Origin of the sequence: Flexivirga sp. (genome assembly GCF_035551235.1) — a bacterium.
In the GTDB taxonomy this organism is placed as follows: domain Bacteria; phylum Actinomycetota; class Actinomycetes; order Actinomycetales; family Dermatophilaceae; genus Flexivirga.
On record NZ_DASZNO010000021.1, the window covers coordinates 18,645 to 38,205 of the forward strand.

Below are 19,561 nucleotides of genomic sequence, written 5' to 3' on the forward strand. Positions count from 1 at the left end.
CGCACGATCGTCATGCAGCGGGCCCTCGATTATCGCGACCGAGGAACGTGCGGGCGTTGCCGGACATGATCCGCGCCCGATCGTCGTCGGCGAGGAAGTCGGCTCGGCGTACGACATCGCCCGCGGGCCGCTCTCCGAGCGGATACGGGTAGTCGCTGCCCACCATGACCTGTGATGCGCCGAGAGTGTCCACCAGGGTGCGCAGCGCTGCCGGGTCGAAGACGACCGAATCGACGCTGAACCGGTTGACGTATGCCGAGGGCGGCTGCTGCGAGGTGGCGATCAGGTCGGACCGCTCGCGCCACGCGTTCTCGAACCGGCCCAGCCAGAACGCGAACGACCCACCGCCGTGCGCGAAGCAGATGCGCAGCGACTCCGGGACACGATCGAACACGCCGCCCAGGATCATCGCGATGATCGACAGGTGTGTCTCTGCCGGCATACCGGCCAGCCAGCGGGCCATCCAGCGATCCAGCCGCGGCGAGTTCGGCATGTCCCACGGGTGCACGAACACCGGCGCATTCAGGGACGCTGCATGCTGCAAGAAGGTGACGACCCCGTCGTCGTCCAGGTCGCGGTCCCCCACGTGGTTGCCGATCTCGGCACCGGCATGGCCGGCGGCGAGGCAGCGTTCCAGCTCACGGCACGCAGCGTCCGGGTCCTGCAACGGCACCTGGGCGAACGGCACCAGCCGGCCCCCGCCCGGAGCGCAGATCTCCAGCGCGAGATCGTTCATGATGCGAGCGACCTTCTCGGCCTCGCCGGCCGGCTGCTCGTACGAGAAGAAGACCGGCGTCGGTGACACGATCTGGGCCTCCACTCCGTCGGCGTCCATGTCGGCCAGCCGGACGTCGGAGTTCCAGCAGTCGTCACCGACGCGACGGAACTCCGTCTCACCGATCATCACCATGGCTTCGCGTTCGGACAGCGGCTTGAACCACGGCTGTCCGTCCCCGAGATCGGGCCAGCCGTTGGGCACGTAGTGGCTGTGAACGTCGATGACCCCCATCGGTCAGCCCTTCCCCGGGTGCACCTGGCCGCACTCCGGGCAGGTCCGGTCCGCGTCGGAGCTGGCGTAGAACTGCTCGAACACCGGCGGGAGGTCCTTCACGATGTCGCGCACCTGCAGCTCCACCTCGTGGATCTTGGTCGAGCAGCTCTCGCAGAACCACTGGAACTTCTCGGTTTTTCCCTCTTCGCGGATCTTCTCCACGACGATGCCGATCGAGCCTGCCTCCGGGCGCTGCGGGGAGTGTGAGGTGTTGCCCGGAAGCATCCAGACCTCGCCCTCCTTGATGTCGACGCGGCGGATCTTGCCGTCCTCGACGATGTTGACGTGCATGTTGCCCTTGATCTGGTAGAACCACTCGGGGTAGGGCTCGAAGTGGAAGTCGGTGCGCTGGTTGGGGCCGCCGACGACCTGGACGATGAAGTCGCTGTTGTCCGGGTGCAGGACCTTGTTGTTGACCGGCGGCTTCAGGTCGTCCTTGTTGTCCGCGATCCACTGCTGGAAGTTGAACGCTGCTGGAATGGTCATGGCTTCTCCTACTCTCGTCTGGATGCTGCAGTCAGTTGCGGCGCGGCGCGTATGCGACGGCCTGGATCTCGATGAGCAGATGTGGGTGCGGCAGTTGATGGACCGCGACGGTCGTGCGGGTCGGTCCGTCCTCGTCGAAGTACTGCGCGTAGACCTCGTTGTACCCGCCGAAGTCGTTCATGTTCACCAGGTATGACGTGACCTGGACCAGGTCGGCGAGAGCGGCTCCCTCGGCCTGCAGGATCTCGGCGAGGTTCTCGATCACGGCCTGCGTCTGCGCCCGGATGTCGAGGTTCGTGACGCCCAACTCGTCCGCGTTGGCGCCGACGAACGTGTTGTCCGGCCGTCGCGAGCTGGTGCCGGAGACGTAGACGAAGTCGCCGGCACGCCGGACGTGCGGGAAGCGTCCGCGCGGGGTGGCGAGGTGCGCCACGACGCGGCCGTTGGTGGTGTTGTTGTCCGACATCTCGAACTCCTCAGGCGACGTCGACGGTCAGGTCGGGGAAGGACTCGATCCGAGCGCTCACGTGCTGCCCCGGCTCCAGGTAGACCGCGGGGGTCATCGAGCCGGCCAGGATGGGGGCACCGGCGGGCAACGCGAAGCCGTATTTGACTGTCATGGCGGCAAGTTGGTCGAACGCACGCAGCGGATCGCCGAGTATGGCGTCGCTGGTCCCGCGCTCGACGACGTCGCCGTTGACCTCGAACTCCACCAACAGCCCGGACAGGGACCGCGGGAAGTCCTGCCACTCACCGACGACGAAACGAGCGGCGGAGGTGTTGTCCGCGACCACGTCGGAGAGGGTGAATCTGAAGTTCTCGTAACGGGAATCGATGATCTCCATGCCGGCCGCGACGGCATCGGTCGCCGCCCGAATGCGAGCCGCCAGTGAGGCTGCATCCTCGCCGTCCTCCGGCGCGACGTCGTGGGAGAGCCGGAAGACCAGCTCCGGCTCGATCCGGGGATGGATCAGCCCTTCCAGCGAAATCGGTTGTCCGACAGGAAGTTCCATCTCGCGGGTCAGGAACCCGACGATGATGTCGGAGACGCCCATCTGCTCCATCTTGGCGGCGGAGGTGAAGCCGAGTTTCGGCCCGGCATACCGCTCACCGCGCTCGAGGTGCAGGCGCAGGATCTCCCGCTGCACCGCGTAGGCATCCTCGATGCTCAGTGCGTCGCCGAGCTGGGAGGTCGCGGTGGCCGCCGTCTGCGCGTGGTCGAGGGTCCGCGCCAGCTGCGCGATGTCGGTGCTCACAGTGCCACGCACACATTCGTCGGTTCGGTGTAGAAGTGCATCGAATGGACGCCGCCCTCCCGGCCGATGCCGGAGAGCCCGACACCACCGAACGGCGAGCGGAGATCACGCAGGTACCAGGTGTTGACCCACGCCATACCGACCCGCATCTGCTGCGCAACCCGGTGCCCGCGTTGCAGATCGGTGGTCCACACCGCAGCCGCCAGACCGTAGTCGGTGTCGTTGGCCAAGGCGATCGCCTCCTCCTCGGTGTCGAAGGGGATCAGCGCCGCGACCGGCCCGAAGACCTCCTCGCGCACCACGCGCGCCGTGTTGTCCAGCCCGGTCCACAGCGTCGGTTCGATCCACGAGCCGCCCGCGAGTTCCTGTCCCAGATCGGGTATGCCGCCGCCGACGAGCACGTCGGCGCCCTCTTGAACCGCGAGGTCGAAATAGGACTGCACCTTGGCCCGGTGCTTCTGGGAGATGAGCGGGCCGGTGGTCGTGCCGTCGGCCTCCGGGCGGCCCAGCTGCAGGGCCTTCGCGCGCCGCACCAGCCCGTCGGCGACCTGGTCGAAGATCGAGCGTTCGACATACACCCGCTCGGTGCACAGGCAGACCTGGCCGGTGTTGAGGAAGATCGACCGGGTCAGTCCGTCCAGGGTCTTGTCGAGGTCGCAGTCGGCGAAGACGACCGCGGCGTTCTTGCCACCGAGTTCGAACGACACCGGGCGCACTCGCGGGGCGACCGCGCGCATGATCGCCGATCCGGTCGCGGACTCACCGGTGAAGGTGACACCGTCGATCCCGGAATGGGTGGTCAGGAACTCACCGGCGGATTCGGGCCCGAAGCCGTGGACCACGTTGTAGACGCCGTCCGGCAGACCCGCTTCGGCCATCACCTCGGCGAGCAGCGTCGCCGTCGACGGGGTTTCCTCGGACGGCTTGACCACGACCGTGTTACCGCACGCCAGCGCCGGGGCGACCTTCCAGGTCAGCAGCAGCAGCGGCAGGTTCCAGGGCACGATGATCGCAATGACCCCAAGCGGCTTGCGCACCGCGTAATTGAGCGCCGTACCTGTTGCGGTCTCGGTCAGGAACGAATCCAAACCGGTCGAGGCCACCGTGTCGGCGAAGGACCGGAAGTTGGCGGCGGCACGGGCCACGTCCAGCTCGCGCGCCAGCTCCACCGGTTTGCCGGTGTCCGCAACCTCGGCGGCGACGAAGTCCGCGGCCCGGGCGTCGATCCGGTCGGCGATCTTGCGCAGCAGGGCGACCCGTTCACTGACCGGGGCCCCTCCCCAGCCACCGTCGAGGGCTGCGCGCGCCGCGTCGACCGCTTGATCGACGACCTCACGGTCCGCCTCGTGCACGGTGGCAACGAGCGTTCCATCGACCGGGTTGATCTTGTCGAACGTCCTCGGGCCGGCCAGCTGCTTGCCGCCGACGACGTTGAACAGTTCGGATGCTGACGGGTTCATGGGATTGACGCTAGAACGCCTTCGCATGCCCGTCCAATGCTCACTTGTCGCTGGGACATAGCCGCCTGAACATATGTCTGCACAGGCATGCGGTACGTCAAGATGAGCATTTCTCAGGAATACCTCCTTCCTGCGAGGCTCGAGCAACTCGTGATGTGCATCACATTCGCGGGAATCACCGAAGGAGTCATCATGTCGTTCCGCACCCTCCGACTCGGCCTCACTGCCGGTGTCACTGTCGCCCTTCTCGCCGGTTGCGGGACCTCGTCCGGGGGGACGAGCAGTTCCGGCGGCGCGAAGAAGGACAGCTCCGTCAACACCAGGGCCGCGCTCTACTCGTCGTTGCCCGCTTCGGTGAAGAAAGCGGGAAAAATCGTCGCCGGCAGCCAGCTCGCGTCACCGCCGGTCATCTACCTGAAGGATGACGGAAAAACCGTCGCAGGGGTCAACTTCGACCTCGCGCAGGCGCTGAGCACGCAACTGGGCGTGCCGATCGCCTTCCAGCAGACCTCGTTCCCCGCGCTGACACCGTCCCTGCAATCGGGCAAGATCGACGCCGCATTCGACCTCATGTCGGACAACGCAGAGCGCCAGAAGACCTTCGACTTCGTCGACTTCGTCCACAACGGGCTCACCTACCTGGTGCGGGCCGGTAACCCGCAGCACATCAACAAGGTTTCCGATCTGTGTGGCAAGAGCGTCGCCGGGGTGCAGGGAACCGACCTGGTGTCCTACGCGCAGACCGCTTCGAAGAAGTGCGCCGCCGGCGGCAAGAAGCCGATCAAGGTGCTGCAGTTCACCAGTGCCAGCAACGCCCGCCTGCAGGTCCAGAACGGCAAGTGCGCCGCGTTCCTCGGCCAGACGCCGATCATGCTCTACCTGGCGAAGACGGCCGGCAAGGGCAAGACCTTCGCTGCTGTCATCGACCACGCCTACCCGGCCGAGACCATCGGCATGGCGGTGGCCAAGAACGACACTCAGCTGCGAGCCAGCCTGCAGAAGGCTCTGCAGGCACTCATCAAGAACGGGACCTACCGCAAGGTCCTCGACAAGTACGGCCTCGGCGACCTCGCGGTGTCCAAGGCCACCATCAACGCCGGCTCATGAACGACCAGCGCGGTATGGCGGCGGCGGCCGTCCCCCATGCGGGAAGCGACCAGCTCGGGGTGATGAACTCGCTGATCCCCGATGCGGTTGCGCCCCAACGGTATTGGGGTCGTTGGGTCTCGGCGGTGATCGTCCTGGTCGTGGTCGCCTGGGTCGGGCACTCCCTGGTCGCGAACCCGCACATCGACCATCAGGCGATCGGGCACTACATGTTCAGCGCACCCATCCTGGACGGGCTGCGCACCACCATCATCCTCACCGTGCTCGCGGAGGTCCTGTCGATCGTCCTCGGCACCGGCATCGCCCTGTGCCGGTTGAGCCCCAACCCGGTGCTGTCGTCGATCGCCTGGTTGTACGTGTGGTTGTTCCGCGGCACCCCGCTGCTGGTTCAGATCCTCATCCTGGGCAATTTCTCGCTCTTCTACCAGCACTTGAGCATCACCCTTCCCGGCGGCCTCACCCTGGCGTCCTGGAGCACCAACTCGATCCTGACGATGTTCGTCGCGTCCGTGCTGGCCCTCGGACTGCACGATGCCGCGTACTCCTCGGAGGTGGTGCGCGCAGGCATCCAGAGTGTCGACGGCGGGCAACTGGAAGCGGCCCGAGCCTTGGGCGTGGGACGCGCACTCACCTTCCGCAGGGTCGTCCTGCCGCAAGCGCTGCGCGTGATCATTCCCCCGGCGGGAAACAACTTCATCAATCTGCTGAAGATGACCTCACTGGTCGCGGTGATCGCCGGTGGCGACCTGCTCACCCAGGCGCAGAACGTCTCCGCCGCCAACCTCAAGACCGTGGAACTGCTGCTCGTCGCATCCGCGTGGTACCTGATCCTCGTATCGATCTTCAGCGTCGCGCAGTCCGCGGTCGAGCGCCGCCTGTCCCGCGCTGACTCCCGTCGGCCGGCCGGCCGGTCGGCGCGATCAGCTCTCACCCGCCTCAGGAGGAACCATGACTGATCTGGTCGTCGCCGAACGCGTGCACAAGAGCTTCGGCTCACTCGAAGTCCTCAAGGGGATCGATCTACGCGTACGGCGCGGGGAGGTGCTCTGCATCCTCGGGCCCTCGGGATCGGGCAAGAGCACCTTCCTGCGCTGCATCAACCAACTCGAGGAGATCGACAGCGGCCACATCTTCGTCGGCGACGAGCTCATCGGCTACCGCGTGCACGGTGACAAGCTGCACCGGCTCCCGGAGTCGGCGATCGGTAGGCAGCGGCGCAAGATCGGCATGGTCTTCCAGCACTTCAACCTCTTTCCGCACATGACGGTCCTGGAGAACCTCACCTTCGCGCCGACCCGGGTGGCCCGGCGTTCCCGGGCGGACGCCGAGGCGGAGGCCAGATCGCTGCTGGAGCGGATGCGGCTGGGCGACAAGGCCGGCTCCTATCCCGCGGCGCTGTCCGGAGGCCAGAAGCAGCGGGTCGGGATTGCCCGAGCACTGGCGATGCAGCCCGAGCTCATGCTCTTCGACGAGCCGACGTCCGCGCTCGACCCCGAGCTGGTCGGTGAAGTCCTGGAGGTGATGCGGGCGCTGGCCAAGGACGGCATGACCATGGTGGTGGTGACGCACGAACTCGGTTTCGCCCGCGAGGTCGCCGACACCGTGGTGCTGATGGACCAAGGGGTTGTGGTCGAGTCCGGACCGCCGAGCGAGGTGCTCGTCAATCCCCAGCACGCCAGAACCCGCGAATTCCTCGGTCGCGTCCTGGCCTGACAGCCGGCCGGCCAGCAGTCAGTCCTGTTGCAGGGTCTCCGCGTCGAGCTCCCCGGCGGCCCTGCGCAGGTGGTCGACCAGCGCACGGACCCCGGGAGAAGCGGGTCGGCCGTGCGCCGTCGTGACACCGACCGAGCGACGGATCGACTGCAACTCCACCGGCACGATCCGCAGCCGGTCGTCGTTGCGCGCGACGAGCATCGGCAACGCGGCCAGCACATCGGAGCTGGCCAGCAGGTGCTGCAGGGTCAGCATCGAGGTGCATTCGATGCGATCCGCCGGCACACCGACACCTGCTGCCAGGAACGCCTCTTCGAGCTCGGTGCGCAGCGCGGTCTGCTCGATCGGCAGGATCCAGGGAAGTCCGGCCAGATCGGCGAGGCTCGGGTGCTCGATGCGATGAGCCGGGTGTTGCGCACGAGCGACGATCCGGATCGGTTCCAGATACAGTCGTCGCTGATCGAGGCCTTCCGGGGCGTGCGCCATCAGCCGCCCGATCACCAGGTCCAACTCCCCCGCGAGCACTCCTCGTTGAAGGACGTCCGGAGTGGCCTCACGGACGACGATGGTGAGCCCGGGCCGCTCGGCCTTGAGTGCAGCAATCGCCTGTGGCAGAACGACGTTCGAGCCTGCGAGGTGCACGCCGACGACCACACGGCCGGCCTCGCCGTCCGCGAGCTCACGGATCCTGCTGTCCGCCTGCCGAAGCTGTGCGAGCACCGCCTGTGCGTGCATCACGAAACTCTCGCCGTACGCGGTGGGTACGACACCGTGCGGGCGCCGCTCGAACAACGGGACCGAGAGGATCTCCTCGACCTCATGGAGTGCGCGCGTCACCACCGGCTGGGTGACGTAGAGCGCGCGGGCGGCCGCCACCACGCTGCCCTCATCGGCGATCGTGGTCACGATGATCAGGTGGCGCAGCTTGAGCCGCCCGTCGAGGAGCCGTTCCTTCAACATGCCGGCAAGCTTATGAGCCGTCAGTGCCGAACGTTGTCGGCCCTGACGGCTCATCGGGTGTCCCGCCGTCCATTCAGGTGACAGCCGTGACGCTCGGTTCCGGCTGGCTCTGCCATTCGCCGCCGGCGAACACCTCGCGAAGAGCGGCGACTGCATCCCACACGTCGACGAATCGCAGGTAGAGCGGGGTGAATCCGAAACGCATCACGTCGGGGGCTCGGAAGTCGCCGTGGACGCCATGATCCATCAGTGCACGCACGACCTGATAGGCGCGCGGATGCCGCAACGACACCTGGCTCCCCCGTCGTGCGGCTTCTCGTGGTGAGACCAGGCTCAGATCGAAGCCGGCACATTCCTGTTCGACCAGTGTGATGAACAACTCGCTCAGCGCTTGGCTCTTGCCGCGCACCGCCGACATGTCCAGCTGCTCGAACATGTCCAGACTGACTTCGAGCGGCGTATAGGACAGGATGTGCGGAGTGCTGGTTCGGAATCGCGAAATCCCCTCTGCCGGCTCGTAATCCGTAGTAAAGGCAAAGGGCGCCGCGTGACCGTGCCATCCCGAGAGCGGCTGGACCGCGTCGTCCTGCAACCCGGGTGCCACATAGGCGAACGCCGGTGAGCCGGGGCCGCCGTTCAGATACTTGTAGGTGCATCCGATGGCGAAGTCGACCTCGCTGCCGGGAAGGTCGATGTCGAGCGCACCGACGCTGTGGCACAGATCCCAGATCATCAGCGCTCCCGCATCGTGCACCCGACGGGTGATGCTCGGCATGTCCAGCAGCTCGCCGGTGCGGTAGTCGACATGGCTCAGCACCACCGCGGCCACGTCGTCGGACAGCAGGTCGTCCAATGACGGCCCCGCGGAATCGGTCAGCTCCAGGCGGTGCTGCCCGGTCCAGCCGACCAGCCCTTGGAGCATGTAGAGGTCGGTCGGGAAACTGCCGCTCTCGGCGATCACGACCGAACGTTGCGGGCGCAGCCGCAGCGCGGAGCCGGCGACCTTGAAGAGGTTGACCGAGGTGCTGTCGCCGACCACCAGCTGTCCCGGGCCGGCGCCCACCAGCGGCGCCAAGCGATCGCCGACGGTCAGCGGCTTGTCGAACCAGCCGGCAGCGTTCCAACTGCCGACGAGCCCTTGTGCCCACTCCTCGGTGACTGTCCGGTGAAGCCGTTCGGGCACGTCCTTGAGCATCGCGCCGAGCGAATTGCCCACGAGGTAGGTCACTCCGTCGGGCACCACGAAACGGTCTCTCAGCGGTGCCAATTCATCGTGTGCGTCGAGGCGCTCGCAGTGCGTGCGGTCCAGGTCTGTCACATCGGTTCCTTTCCGAATGGGGAGGTCAGCGCAGTTCGAGCAGGTCATGGCCGACGACGATCTCGCCGTCGAACGTCGAAGCCGCGGCAGCCCGCCATACGTCGTCCTCGATCGGCAGGTCGGACGGGACGAAGTGGCTGAGGACCAGCCGCCGCACGCCGGCGCGGGTCGCAGCCCGGCCGACGTCCTCGGCGCTGGTGTGGCTGGCGAGCAGGTGATCCTTGAGCGTCGGAGCGTTGTACTTGGCGACCATCTCGTCGACGCTGGGAAGATGCATGACCTCGTGCACGAGGGTGTCAGCGCCGCGCGCGAGGTCGATCAGGCCGGAGCAGGGTGCGGTGTCGCCGGAGAAGACGATCGACGTGTCGGCCGTGTCGCAGCGGAACGCCAGCGCGGTCTCGATCGGCGGGTGATGGACGCGGGCGCAGGTCACGCGGACGCGGTCGTCCTCGTAGACCACGCCTGCATCACTCACGTCGTGCGCAGCAACGAGGTCATCCAAGGGAGTGAGACCCTCGTCAGCGACTCGGGTGTCGATGTCGAAGCGGTTCATCGCAAGGAAGTGGTCGACCATCTGTTTCGTCGGCGGCGGACCGTAGAGCTGCATGGTCCGCTCGAGGTTGCAGGCCCACGCGAGCAGCGGGAGGGTCCCGAGATCGGCGTTGTGGTCGGAGTGATGGTGGGTCACGAAGGCCGCACGCACCGTGTCCAGTGGCACCCCGGCGAGCATCAGTTGGCGGGCGACCCCGTTGCCGCAGTCGATCACGTAAGCCGCGCCGTCGACGACCACAACCTGTGCAGGGGCGTTGCGGCTCGGTTTGGGAGCGGGTCCGCCGGCAGTTCCCAGCAGGACGGTTCGGGTCGTCACGATGCCATCGCTTTCGTCGTCGGGTGAAGATCTGCGGCGTGCTCGCTCGTGCTGGAACGACGGCGGACCAGGATGATGACCAGCCCGAGCGCGGTCCACCCGGCCAGTCCCCAGATGGCGGGCGCGGCGAGGTCCTTGACGAGCAGGTAGGCCTGCTCACCGAGGATCCCCAGGCTGAGCAGCACGACCACGATGTGCACTCTGCGGCCGAGCCGGAACGGCGCGGACGCCTCGCGCTCGGGTTCGACGGTGCGTAGCCGCAGCGAAGCGACAGCGATGACGGCCATCATCGGGGTGGCAGCGACGGACACCATCCCGGCAATGCTCGCCACGCTGAAGCCCAGCACAACGGGTGCCACGCCCACCAGATAGAGCAACAGCAGAAGCCAGTGCGGCGTGCCGAATCGGGCGTTGACGGCACCGAGCCGGGCGGGGAACCAGCCGTCCTCGGCGGCGGCGAGCAACGGTTTGGTCGATGTCATGAGCAGCGAGTTGATGTGTCCCACGACCGACACGAGGGCACCGCCGAGCACGAAGAACGTCATCCAGGGAGAGGTGAACAGATGTTCCGCCACCACCGTCATCGGCTTTCCGGCGACGTCGCCGATGGGCAGTATGCCGACGGCCGGGATGGCCATCAGCAGGTAGAGCACGAGCGCGATACCGATCCCGCCGAGCATCGAGACCGGGACGTCCCGGCCCGGCCGCTTCATCTCGCCACCGAGCTCGGCGACGTAGGAACTGCCCGTGACCGCAAACGTCAGCATCGCCGAAGCAGTGAACAAGCCGGTCGCCCCGTGCGGAGTGACGTCATGCAGGGCGGACCAGCTCACCTTCGGCACACCCGCAACGATGAACGCACCGAACGCCAGCAACATCACCGCACCCAACCAGAGACCGACCCGCCCGGAGAGCGAGGATCCGAAGAGGTTGGTCACGAGGAACACCGTCATCAACGCCACGGCCACTGGTCGCACCGGCAGCAGGTGCGCCCAGGCATGGAGATACTGCGCCCCGGCGAGGGACATCAGGCTCAGCTGGATCACCACTGCGATCGAGAACCACATCGTGACGAAACCAGCCGTCGGGGACAGCAGTCGCGCGGCATATGCGTACCTGCCGCCGGTGACCGGCATGGCACTGCCGAGCAATGCGAGAGGCAACGAGTAGATCGCGACCGCGATCGCCGCCAGGACGAATGCGAGCGGTGTGCCGGCGCCGGTCAGCCCGATGGCCGTGCCCATCAGCGCGATGACGCCGCCACCGACGATCTGGTGGAAGGAGACGCCGATGGCTTGCGGAAGCGTCACCTCACGGCGCAGCCGGTTGCTGGATTGCCGAAGTGGCGCGGAGCCATCCATGGAGCAGTTCCTTTCGGCCCGTGGCGAGGGAGTTCTCGTACAAGAACCAGCATGTGACCGCCGCCATATGCCTGTCCAATGCCACTAATGCCCTACTGGCATTACCATCCGGACATACCACCTGCTCGCAGCGCAGTGACGCTCAGTGGATCATCGCCGTGCTTGTCCGATCAGCCGCCATGCTGCGGGAAGAACCGCGCCGGCGAGGGCGAGCTTGAGCAGGTCGCCGACCACGAACGGCTGGACACCGAGGTCGAATGCTTCACCCGGACCGACTGCGAGGGCGGTCGCGAGCCATCCCGCGCCGATGATGTAGATGACGGCGGTTCCGGCGAACATCGCCGCGATGGAGCTGAGAAGCGCCTTGTCCCAACCGTGTTCGGCGGCCGCGCCGACGATGCCTGCGGCGAGGACCATGCCGACGAGATAGCCGCCGGTCGCCGACAGCAGGGTCGTCATCCCATGGGCTCCGTCGGCGAACACCGGGAGACCGACCACACCGACCGCGAGATACGCGAGGAGAGTGGACACCGAGCGCGCAGCGCCGTACGCGCCGCCGACGAGCAGTGCCGCGAAGGTCTGCCCGGTGAGAGGCACCGGGGTGAAGGGCAGCGGAATCGCGACCTGCGCCGACAGCGCGAGGAACAGGACGCCCATCGAGACGAGCGCGGCCTCGCGCCATACGGCCGGGACACGGATCAGGGTTGGTGCCAGGGTGCTGGTGGACATCATTCTCCTTCGACGCAGCTTGCGAAGTTCATTGGTTCAGGTGGTGTGCAGTATGGGGCCCAGCTCGCCGGGCTCGACGAGGTGTTCGACCTCCGCGACGGTGATCCGGCCGCACATCGCGTCAAGCAGGTTGAAGTTGCGGGCCGTCTTCGGCGTCGCCGGCCGCGATCTCGAACAATGGGGCACCGAGCGCCACCTGCTTGCCCGACACGGCGGCGACGACGCTGACGGTGCCGTCGTGTGGGGCTGTCAGGGTGAGCTCCATCTTCATCGCCTCCATGGCGCCCAGGACGTCGCCGGCCCGGACCCGGTCGCCGACCGCCGCACGCACGTCGAGCACGGTGCCGGGCATCGGCGCGGTGACTGTGCCGTCGCTGGTCGCGTCGGCCCCGTGAGCTGCCCGGTCCGGCGGGACGAGGACGAACCGCTGACCACGCCAGCTCGCTTCGGCACCACGACGCTGCGGGCGGACGAATACGGTTGTGCGCCCGACGGATTCGAGATCCACTTCGACGCGGGTCAAAGTGCCGGCGGCCGCGGTCACGTCGTCCAGCTCCCGCACGGTCAGGCCGTCGACCTGGTGGGTGGCGGGATCGACGCACACCGGCTGGTCGAGGCCCATTCGCACAGGTGCCGATGCACCGGCGATGCGGAAGCCATCGGCGTCGAACGGCGAGCCCGTCGCCGGCCGGTGCGTCGCCAGGTGCCAGGCTGCGATGGCTCGGGCGGGCGCCGGATCGGGTGCGTCCACCGTGTGGTGGTCCAGCCAGGCGGTGTCGATCGTCGCATCGCGAAACTCATCTGTTGCCAGTAGTGCTCGCAGGAACCCGGTGTTGGTGGTGAGCCCGAAGATCGCGGTCGCGTCCAGTGCGGCGATGAGGCCGCGCCGGGCGGTTTCCCGGTCGGGCGCGTGCACGATCACCTTGCCCAGCATCGGGTCGTATGACGTGCTCACGACCTGCCCGGATTCCAACGCGTGGTCGACCCGGGCGATGTCGCTCGGCCAGCGGACCGCGGTCGCGGTGCCGGCCTGCGGCAGGAACCCGCCGAACGCGTCCTCGGCGTAGACCCGTGCCTCGATCGCGTGGCCGTCGCTGGTGACCTGGTCCTGGGTCACTGGCAGCGGCTGGCCGTCGGCGACCAGCAGCTGCAACTCCACGAGGTCGAGGCCGGTGATCGACTCGGTGACCGGGTGCTCGACCTGCAACCGGGTATTCATCTCCAGGAAGTAGAACTCGTTCGTCGCGGTGTCGAGCAGAAACTCGACGGTGCCGGCGCCGACATACCCGGCTTGACGTGCGAGATCGACTGCGGCCGAACACAATCGGCGCCGCAGGTCGTCGTCGATGGTGGGCGCCGGTGCCTCCTCCAGCACCTTCTGGTGGCGACGCTGGGTCGAGCAGTCACGCTCCCACAGGTGCAGCGTGTTGCCGTGCGTGTCGGCCATCACCTGCACCTCCAGGTGGCGGCCGGATTCGACATACTTCTCCAGCAGCAGGGTGTCATCGCCGAAGGCGCTGGCCGACTCCCGCTTCGCCGCGGCGACGGCCTCGGCGAAATCGTCCGCGGAGCGCACCACGCGCATTCCCTTGCCACCGCCGCCCGCAGCCGCCTTGACCAGGATCGGGTAGGCGAACGTGTCCGGGTCGGTGTCGAAGGAGTATGACGGGACCACCGGCACGCCGGCCGCCACGGCGACGTCACGCGCAGCGTCCTTGCGGCCCATCAGCTCCATGACCTGCGGGCTCGGACCGGCCAATGCGATGCCCGCCTCCTGCAGGGCGGCCGCGAAAGCCGAGCGTTCGGAAAGGAATCCGTATCCGGGGTGGACGACGTCGGCGCCTGCCGACACGGCGGCGCCCACCACGGCGTCGATGTCCAGGTAATTGGGTACCCGGACCGCGACGTCGGCGGCGCGCACGTGTGGCGCCGCCACGTCGAGGTCGGTGTAGAGCGCGATGGTGCGCAGTCCCAGCCGGCGGGCCGTGCGGAAGACACGCAGCGCGATCTCGCCGCGGTTGGCGACCAGGACCGACCGGATGGACAGGGTGCTGGAGAGAGTGCTCGACAAGGTCATCACATCCTGAAGACGCCGTAGTTGGGTGCCGGGACCGGCGAATTCGCTGCCGTGGCAAGGGCCATGCCCAGCACCCGCCGGGTGTCGAGCGGGTCGATGATCCCGTCGTCCCACAGCCGTGCCGTGGAGTAGTAGGCCGACGACTGCTCGTCGTATTGCGCGCGGATCGGCGCCTTGAACGCCTCGACGTCCTCCTCGGTCTCCAGATCGCTGCGGACGGTGGCGAGCACGGACGCCGCCTGCTCACCACCCATCACCGAGATCCGCGCGTTGGGCCACATCCACAGGAACCGTGGGTCGTAGGCGCGACCGCACATCCCGTAGTTGCCGGCCCCGTAGGACCCGCCGATCACGACGGTGAACTTCGGCACCACCGAGCAGGCGACCGCGGTGACCAGCTTTGCGCCGTCCTTGGCGATGCCGCGGTTCTCGTACTCCCGCCCGACCATGAAGCCGGTGATGTTCTGCAGGAACAGCAGCGGTATGCCGCGCTGGTTGCACAGCTCGATGAAATGCGCTCCCTTCAGGGCGGATTCGCTGAAGAGGATGCCGTTGTTGGCGACGATCCCGACCTGGTACCCGTGGATGCGCGCGAACCCGCAGACCAGCGTCTCGCCATACAGCTGCTTGAACTCCTGCAGCCGTGAGCCGTCGACGATGCGGCGGATCACCTCACGCACGTCGTACGGCGTGCGCGAATCGGCCGGGACCACGTCATACAGGCTCTCCGGGTCCTCGACCGGCTCCTCGACAGCGGCCGGCGTCAGCGAGCCCGCGCCCGGACGCTCGAAGGTGTCGACGATCGAGCGCAGGATCTCCAGCGCGTGATCGTCATCGGTTGCCAGGTGATCGGCGACACCGGACTTGCGGGCGTGCACGTCACCGCCGCCCAGGTCCTCGGCGCTGACCACCTCACCGGTCGCGGCCTTCACCAGCGGCGGACCGCCCAGGAAGATCGTGCCCTCGTTGGCGACGATGACCGTCTCGTCCGACATGGCCGGCACGTAGGCCCCGCCCGCCGTGCACGAGCCCATCACCGCGGCGATCTGCGGGACGCCCTGAGCGGACAGATTGGCCTGGTTGAAGAAGATTCGGCCGAAGTGCTCCCGGTCGGGGAAGACCTCGTCCTGCTTGGGCAGGAACGCGCCGCCGCTGTCGACCAGCGCGATGCAGGGCAGGCGGTTCTGCGCGGCGACCGTCTGCGCCCGCAGGTGCTTCTTGACCGTCAGCGGGTAATAGGTGCCGCCCTTGACCGTCGCGTCGTTGGCGATCACCATCACCTCGCGGCCGGCGACCCGGCCGATCCCGGTCACCAGCCCCGCGCTCGGCACGGTCCACGGGTCGGACCCGCCATACATCTCGTATGCCGCGAGCGGGCTCAACTCCAGAAACGGACTGCCGGGATCCAGCAGCCGGTCCACCCGGTCGCGCACCAGCAGCTTGCCGCGATCGGTGTGCTTGCGCCGGGCTGCTTCGCTGCCGCCCTGGCGGGCGCGCACCAACCGCTCGCGCAACTGCACGGTCAACTCTCGTAGGTCCGTCATCGGCGGGACTCCTTCGTAGGTGCTCGGGTCAGTTCGGCCAGCCGGAGCACACGCTCTGCCTGCTTGTAGATCGGGCCGTCGACCATCCTGCCCTCGAACGTCGCCACGCCACGGTCATCGCCGACGTGCGCGAAAAGCCTTGTGGCCCAGTCGATCTGCTCGTCGGTTGGCGCATAGGTCGAGCGGATCACCGCGACCTGGCCCGGGTGAATGGCGACCGTGCCGTCGAAACCCGACGCCACCGCGTCCGCACACTCGGACTGCAGCCCGGCAGTGTCCGGGATGTCCATATGGACTGCATCCAGAGCCAGCAGACCGGCCGCCTTCGCCGCGGTCAGCACGCGCACTCGCGCGAAGCGAGCGACGTCCCGGTAACTGCCGTCCGGGAAGCGGCTGCCGGTGCCGCCCATGCTCGCGAGCAGGTCGTCGGCACCCCACATCATCGCGATCGTGTTGTCCGGCTCGGCCAGCGCGCCGGCGTGCTCCACTCCGCGCGCCGTCTCGACGAGAGCAACCACATCGCACGACAGCGCACGGATGTCATCCGCGTTCTCGGACTTCGCAAGCATGACCCGAGGCAGCGACAACGCGTCGATCAGCTGGAGATCGGCGACGTGCTCCGCACTGTCAGCAGCGTTGATCCGCACCACCGTCCGGTCGCGGTCGAACGCCCGGTCCTCAACCAGGCCACGCAGGGCATCACGCGCCATGCCCTTCTTGTCGGGTGCGACGGCGTCCTCGAGGTCGAGAATGACGACGTCCGCCGCTGCCAGGGCTTTCGGGTAGCGATCCGGTCGGTCGGCGGGACAGAACAACCATGCTGGACCCGGCAGCAACGGCTCCCTCATCGGGGTCCCCGCGAAGTATCGGAACGAGGAACGAGTGAAGAACTTCGTGGGGTGGTCTCATCGGGCTTCATCCGGACCAGGGTGCTGCGGTCCGCGGACGCAACGATGTCGCCGTGCTGGTTCCGAGCGACGTGCCGAAGGTTCACCACGCCCTCCCCCGGCCTGCTGGACGACGGGCGCTTGCCGGTCACCAGCGTCTCGGTATACAACGTGTCCCCATGCCGCACCGGCGCCGGGAACTTCACCTCACTGAAGCCCAGGTTCGCGACGATCGTGCCGAGCGTGAGCTGGGACACCGAGAGCCCGACCAGCGTGGAGAAGGTGAACATCGAGTTCACCAGCCGCTCGTGGAACGGCGGTTGCTGTCCACTCTCGTGTGCATCCAAGTGCAGGGGCTGGGTGTTCATCGTCAACGTCGTGAACAACACGTTGTCGGCCTCGGTCACAGTCCGACCGGGTCGGTGCTCATAGATCGTGCCGACCTCGAACTCCTCGAACCACAACCCACGCTGCACGACCCGTCGCTCCCGCACGGCACTCGTCGACTCGTCCATCGGTGCTCCTTTTCCATCCGCCGGCCGAGAGGCGACGCGGAAGTTAATGACCATTAACTAGTCACGAAGTTAGCAATCATTAACCGACCTGTCTAGGCTGTCGCCATGGGCAGGACGGCAGCAAGCGGCCAGGCCGGGGCGCGACGGCAGCAGATCATCGATGTCGCAGCCGAACTCTTCGCCGCGCGTGGGTATCACGGCGTCTCGATCGCCGATCTCGGCTCGGCGCTCGGCCTGTCGGGACCGGCGCTCTACAAGCACTTCGCGAGCAAGGACGCCCTGCTCGCCGAAATGCTGATCGGCATCAGTCAGCGTCTTCTGGACGAGGGCGAACGGCGCTATCGGGCAACGGTCGAACGCGGCCCGCAGGCCGCACTCGATGCCCTCATCGGTTGGCACATCGAGTTCGCGCTCACGTACCCATCGTTGATCACGGTCCAGTACCGCGATCTCGACAGCCTGAACGAGGCGGACCGCCGCAAGGTGCGGCGCCTGCAGCGCAAGTACGTCGAACGCTGGGTCCAGGTGATTCGCGCGGTCGTCCCGGCCGACGAAGAGCACGCTCGCGCCGCCGCCCACGCGGTGTTCGCACTCATCAACTCGACGCCGCACAGCGCACGCCTGGACCGTGAGCAGATGACTGCCCTGCTGGACCGGATGGCCCTCGCGGCAGTTACTGCAGCCGCCTGACCACCTCGTCGAGACGGTTGCAGCACCGCTCGACGTTCGTCGGTTTGATGTCCTCGTAGCCCCGGACCAGGTCCGGTAACCCGGCAAGCTCGAGAGCCACCGCGTGGTTCAGACGAATCACGCGTGGCCACAACCTGATTCAGCGAATCGATTGGTCGGATGTGCGGGGGCGTTCAGGAAGCTCAGGCGCGGCCGAGCGCCGCGACCTCGCCGACCACGATGACGGCGGGTGGGCGGATCGACTCCGTCCCGATCACGTCGCCGAGTTTGGCGAGCGTGGTGGTCACGACGCGTTCGGTCGGGAGTGAGCCGTCGCTGATGACGGCGACCGGGAGGTCCTCGGACCGGCCTCCGTCGATCAGTGCAGCGGCAATCGCGCCGGCGTTCTCCACCGCCATCACCAGCACGATCGTGCCGCGCAGGCGGCCCAGTGCCGGCCAGTCGACGAGGCTGTCGGGGTGGCCCGGCCGCAGGTGCCCGGAGACCACGGTGAAGTCGTGCACCACGCCGCGGTGCGTGACGGGCACGCCGGCGAGCGCGGGAACGCCGATCGTCGAGGACAGCCCCGGGATCACCCGGACCGGGATGCCGGCGTCCTGCAGCGCCAGCACCTCCTCGAAGCCGCGGCCGAAGACGTAGTTGTCGCCACCCTTGAGCCGGACGACGCGCTTCCCCTCCCGGGCCCGGTCGATCAGCAGCGCGTTGATGTCCTCCTGGGCGGTGAACCGGCTCCGGGGCACCTTCGCGACATCGATCAGCTCGACGCTCGGCTCGAGTTCGCGCAGCAGGTCACGCGGCGCCAGCCGGTCGGTCACGACCACCTCGGCGGCCAGCAGCGCCTTCAGGCCGGCGACGGTGATCAGGTCCGCGGCACCCGGCCCCCCGCCGACGAGGGTCACTCCGGCGAAGTCGGCCGGTTGCAGGGTGATGCTGAGGCTGGACACGCAGGTCATTATGCAAGCCAGGTGATGCCGCCGCTGATGCGGGCGACGGCCCCATTGGCGACCTCGACCCACTCGGCCTCGTGCGGCTCCACACCCGACAGGTGCGCGACGGCCGCCCGGATCGCGTCGCCGTGCGAGACCAGCACGGTGACCTCGTCGTCGGGCAACTCCGCGAGCACCGCCGCCATACGGCGGTGGACGTCCATCGCCGATTCGCCGCCGGCGATCGGCTGCGTCGGGTCCGACCAGTCGAACTCCTGCGCGGCGGCCCAGGTCTCCTCGTAGCCCCGCCCCTCCAGCGAGCCGAGCGCCTGTTCGCGAAGTCGGATGTCGCTCGACATGACGCCACCGAGCCGGGCGGCCACGATCTCGGCGGTCTGCACGGCCCGGGTCAGATCGCTGCTGACGATCCTTCGCACGGCATACCCCTCGACGGCGAGCTCGGCGGCGATGAGCTCTGCGGCCCGGCCCGCCTGCGCGCGGCCGAGCGCCGTCAGCGGCGGATGCGGGGTCTGCCCCTGGGTGAGTCGGCGGACGTTCCACTCGGACTGGCCGTGGCGGACGAGATAGACCGGGTGCGTCATGCCGCGCATTC

Annotated in this window: 20 protein-coding genes and 1 pseudogene; 4 read left to right on the forward strand and 17 right to left on the reverse strand. The window is 67.5% G+C overall.

The window, feature by feature from the left end:
- Positions 1-10: 10 nt before the first annotated feature.
- Genes VG502_RS05290 through VG502_RS05310 form a run of 5 tightly spaced genes read right to left on the reverse strand, consistent with a single transcriptional unit; the run spans position 11 to position 4,253 of the window.
- Positions 11-1,009 carry an amidohydrolase family protein gene (locus VG502_RS05290; protein ID WP_325548979.1) on the reverse strand — a complete coding sequence of 333 codons (999 nt, stop codon included), beginning with the start codon at positions 1,007-1,009 and terminating at the stop codon, positions 11-13.
- Positions 1,010-1,012: 3 nt separating this feature from the next.
- The gene (locus VG502_RS05295) at positions 1,013-1,537 is read right to left on the reverse strand and encodes a 3-hydroxyanthranilate 3,4-dioxygenase (RefSeq protein ID WP_325548980.1); all 525 of its coding nucleotides are present in this window, start codon (positions 1,535-1,537) and stop codon (positions 1,013-1,015) included.
- Positions 1,538-1,568: 31 nt separating this feature from the next.
- A complete protein-coding gene (locus VG502_RS05300; RefSeq protein ID WP_325548981.1) occupies positions 1,569-2,003 on the reverse strand; it encodes a RidA family protein in 435 nt (144 codons plus the stop codon).
- Positions 2,004-2,013: 10 nt separating this feature from the next.
- On the reverse strand, positions 2,014-2,793 hold the full coding sequence (locus VG502_RS05305; RefSeq protein ID WP_325548982.1) for a 2-keto-4-pentenoate hydratase: 780 nt from the start codon (positions 2,791-2,793) through the stop codon (positions 2,014-2,016).
- Positions 2,790-4,253, reverse strand: a complete 1,464-nt coding sequence (locus tag VG502_RS05310; protein ID WP_325548983.1) for a 2-hydroxymuconic semialdehyde dehydrogenase — start codon at positions 4,251-4,253, stop codon at positions 2,790-2,792. Before VG502_RS05310 ends, VG502_RS05305 begins: the two co-directional genes overlap by 4 nt.
- Before the next feature lie 192 nt (positions 4,254-4,445).
- On the opposite strand from VG502_RS05310, the gene VG502_RS05315 reads away from it, so the two are divergent.
- The 3 genes from VG502_RS05315 to VG502_RS05325 are packed head-to-tail and all read left to right on the forward strand — an operon-like array spanning position 4,446 to position 7,073.
- On the forward strand, positions 4,446-5,360 hold the full coding sequence (locus tag VG502_RS05315) for an ABC transporter substrate-binding protein (RefSeq protein ID WP_325548984.1): 915 nt from the start codon (positions 4,446-4,448) through the stop codon (positions 5,358-5,360).
- On the forward strand, positions 5,357-6,316 hold the full coding sequence (locus VG502_RS05320) for an amino acid ABC transporter permease (RefSeq protein ID WP_325548985.1): 960 nt from the start codon (positions 5,357-5,359) through the stop codon (positions 6,314-6,316). The genes VG502_RS05315 and VG502_RS05320 overlap by 4 nt, the downstream gene beginning before the upstream one ends.
- The gene (locus tag VG502_RS05325; protein ID WP_325548986.1) at positions 6,309-7,073 is read left to right on the forward strand and encodes an amino acid ABC transporter ATP-binding protein; all 765 of its coding nucleotides are present in this window, start codon (positions 6,309-6,311) and stop codon (positions 7,071-7,073) included. Before VG502_RS05320 ends, VG502_RS05325 begins: the two co-directional genes overlap by 8 nt.
- A gap of 18 nt (positions 7,074-7,091) precedes the next feature.
- Here VG502_RS05325 and VG502_RS05330 read toward each other — a convergent pair whose 3' ends face one another.
- From VG502_RS05330 to VG502_RS05375, 10 genes and pseudogenes are all read right to left on the reverse strand, one after another.
- Positions 7,092-8,033: a LysR substrate-binding domain-containing protein gene (locus VG502_RS05330; protein WP_325548987.1), complete on the reverse strand. Its 942-nt coding sequence runs from the start codon at positions 8,031-8,033 to the stop codon at positions 7,092-7,094.
- A 73-nt stretch (positions 8,034-8,106) separates the two neighbouring features.
- The gene (kynU, locus tag VG502_RS05335) at positions 8,107-9,351 is read right to left on the reverse strand and encodes a kynureninase (protein ID WP_325548988.1); all 1,245 of its coding nucleotides are present in this window, start codon (positions 9,349-9,351) and stop codon (positions 8,107-8,109) included.
- A 25-nt stretch (positions 9,352-9,376) separates the two neighbouring features.
- Positions 9,377-10,219, reverse strand: a complete 843-nt coding sequence (locus VG502_RS05340; protein WP_325548989.1) for an MBL fold metallo-hydrolase — start codon at positions 10,217-10,219, stop codon at positions 9,377-9,379.
- Positions 10,216-11,580 (reverse strand): APC family permease, encoded by a 1,365-nt coding sequence (locus VG502_RS05345; RefSeq protein ID WP_325548990.1) that lies wholly within the window; start codon positions 11,578-11,580, stop codon positions 10,216-10,218. Before VG502_RS05345 ends, VG502_RS05340 begins: the two co-directional genes overlap by 4 nt.
- A gap of 150 nt (positions 11,581-11,730) precedes the next feature.
- Positions 11,731-12,309 (reverse strand): biotin transporter BioY, encoded by a 579-nt coding sequence (locus tag VG502_RS05350; protein ID WP_325548991.1) that lies wholly within the window; start codon positions 12,307-12,309, stop codon positions 11,731-11,733.
- A 54-nt stretch (positions 12,310-12,363) separates the two neighbouring features.
- Positions 12,364-12,456 (reverse strand): annotated as a pseudogene (locus VG502_RS05355) (succinyl-CoA--3-ketoacid-CoA transferase); the annotation flags it as partial.
- Entirely contained in the window at positions 12,431-14,380 is a 1,950-nt protein-coding gene (locus tag VG502_RS05360; RefSeq protein ID WP_414655701.1) for an acetyl/propionyl/methylcrotonyl-CoA carboxylase subunit alpha, read from the reverse strand. The gene VG502_RS05360 and the pseudogene VG502_RS05355, both read right to left, overlap by 26 nt.
- 5 nt (positions 14,381-14,385) lie before the next feature.
- A complete protein-coding gene (locus VG502_RS05365; RefSeq protein ID WP_325548993.1) occupies positions 14,386-15,930 on the reverse strand; it encodes a carboxyl transferase domain-containing protein in 1,545 nt (514 codons plus the stop codon).
- Positions 15,927-16,778: an HpcH/HpaI aldolase/citrate lyase family protein gene (locus VG502_RS05370; RefSeq protein WP_325548994.1), complete on the reverse strand. Its 852-nt coding sequence runs from the start codon at positions 16,776-16,778 to the stop codon at positions 15,927-15,929. The genes VG502_RS05365 and VG502_RS05370 overlap by 4 nt, the downstream gene beginning before the upstream one ends.
- Positions 16,775-17,332, reverse strand: coding sequence for a MaoC family dehydratase (locus tag VG502_RS05375; protein ID WP_325548995.1), 558 nt, complete (start codon positions 17,330-17,332; stop codon positions 16,775-16,777). Before VG502_RS05375 ends, VG502_RS05370 begins: the two co-directional genes overlap by 4 nt.
- 105 nt (positions 17,333-17,437) lie before the next feature.
- Between VG502_RS05375 and VG502_RS05380 the strand changes: the two genes are divergently transcribed.
- Positions 17,438-18,022: an SACE_7040 family transcriptional regulator gene (locus VG502_RS05380; RefSeq protein WP_325548996.1), complete on the forward strand. Its 585-nt coding sequence runs from the start codon at positions 17,438-17,440 to the stop codon at positions 18,020-18,022.
- Between the two features lie 182 nt (positions 18,023-18,204).
- On the opposite strand, the gene cobA is transcribed toward VG502_RS05380, so the two are convergent.
- Both cobA and VG502_RS05390 read right to left on the reverse strand, forming a co-directional pair.
- A complete protein-coding gene (gene cobA, locus VG502_RS05385; RefSeq protein ID WP_325548997.1) occupies positions 18,205-18,966 on the reverse strand; it encodes a uroporphyrinogen-III C-methyltransferase in 762 nt (253 codons plus the stop codon).
- Positions 18,967-18,974: 8 nt separating this feature from the next.
- Positions 18,975-19,550 carry a histidine phosphatase family protein gene (locus VG502_RS05390; protein ID WP_325548998.1) on the reverse strand — a complete coding sequence of 192 codons (576 nt, stop codon included), beginning with the start codon at positions 19,548-19,550 and terminating at the stop codon, positions 18,975-18,977.
- Positions 19,551-19,561 lie beyond the last annotated feature (11 nt).

Excerpts from the sequence above, each read along its gene's own strand:
- VG502_RS05325 (WP_325548986.1), top strand. The coding sequence starts at position 6,309 with ATGACTGATCTGGTCGTCGCCGAACGCGTGCACAAGAGCTTCGGCTCA.
- VG502_RS05365 (WP_325548993.1), bottom strand. The coding sequence starts at position 15,930 with ATGACGGACCTACGAGAGTTGACCGTGCAGTTGCGCGAGCGGTTGGTG.
- VG502_RS05320 (WP_325548985.1), top strand. The coding sequence starts at position 5,357 with ATGAACGACCAGCGCGGTATGGCGGCGGCGGCCGTCCCCCATGCGGGA.
- VG502_RS05310 (WP_325548983.1), bottom strand. The coding sequence starts at position 4,253 with ATGAACCCGTCAGCATCCGAACTGTTCAACGTCGTCGGCGGCAAGCAG.
- VG502_RS05330 (WP_325548987.1), bottom strand. The coding sequence starts at position 8,033 with ATGTTGAAGGAACGGCTCCTCGACGGGCGGCTCAAGCTGCGCCACCTG.
- VG502_RS05350 (WP_325548991.1), bottom strand. The coding sequence starts at position 12,309 with ATGTCCACCAGCACCCTGGCACCAACCCTGATCCGTGTCCCGGCCGTA.
- VG502_RS05345 (WP_325548990.1), bottom strand. The coding sequence starts at position 11,580 with ATGGATGGCTCCGCGCCACTTCGGCAATCCAGCAACCGGCTGCGCCGT.
- VG502_RS05315 (WP_325548984.1), top strand. The coding sequence starts at position 4,446 with ATGTCGTTCCGCACCCTCCGACTCGGCCTCACTGCCGGTGTCACTGTC.
- VG502_RS05380 (WP_325548996.1), top strand. The coding sequence starts at position 17,438 with ATGGGCAGGACGGCAGCAAGCGGCCAGGCCGGGGCGCGACGGCAGCAG.
- VG502_RS05295 (WP_325548980.1), bottom strand. The coding sequence starts at position 1,537 with ATGACCATTCCAGCAGCGTTCAACTTCCAGCAGTGGATCGCGGACAAC.
- VG502_RS05390 (WP_325548998.1), bottom strand. The coding sequence starts at position 19,550 with ATGACGCACCCGGTCTATCTCGTCCGCCACGGCCAGTCCGAGTGGAAC.
- VG502_RS05300 (WP_325548981.1), bottom strand. The coding sequence starts at position 2,003 with ATGTCGGACAACAACACCACCAACGGCCGCGTCGTGGCGCACCTCGCC.
- VG502_RS05375 (WP_325548995.1), bottom strand. The coding sequence starts at position 17,332 with ATGGACGAGTCGACGAGTGCCGTGCGGGAGCGACGGGTCGTGCAGCGT.
- VG502_RS05370 (WP_325548994.1), bottom strand. The coding sequence starts at position 16,778 with ATGAGGGAGCCGTTGCTGCCGGGTCCAGCATGGTTGTTCTGTCCCGCC.
- VG502_RS05290 (WP_325548979.1), bottom strand. The coding sequence starts at position 1,009 with ATGGGGGTCATCGACGTTCACAGCCACTACGTGCCCAACGGCTGGCCC.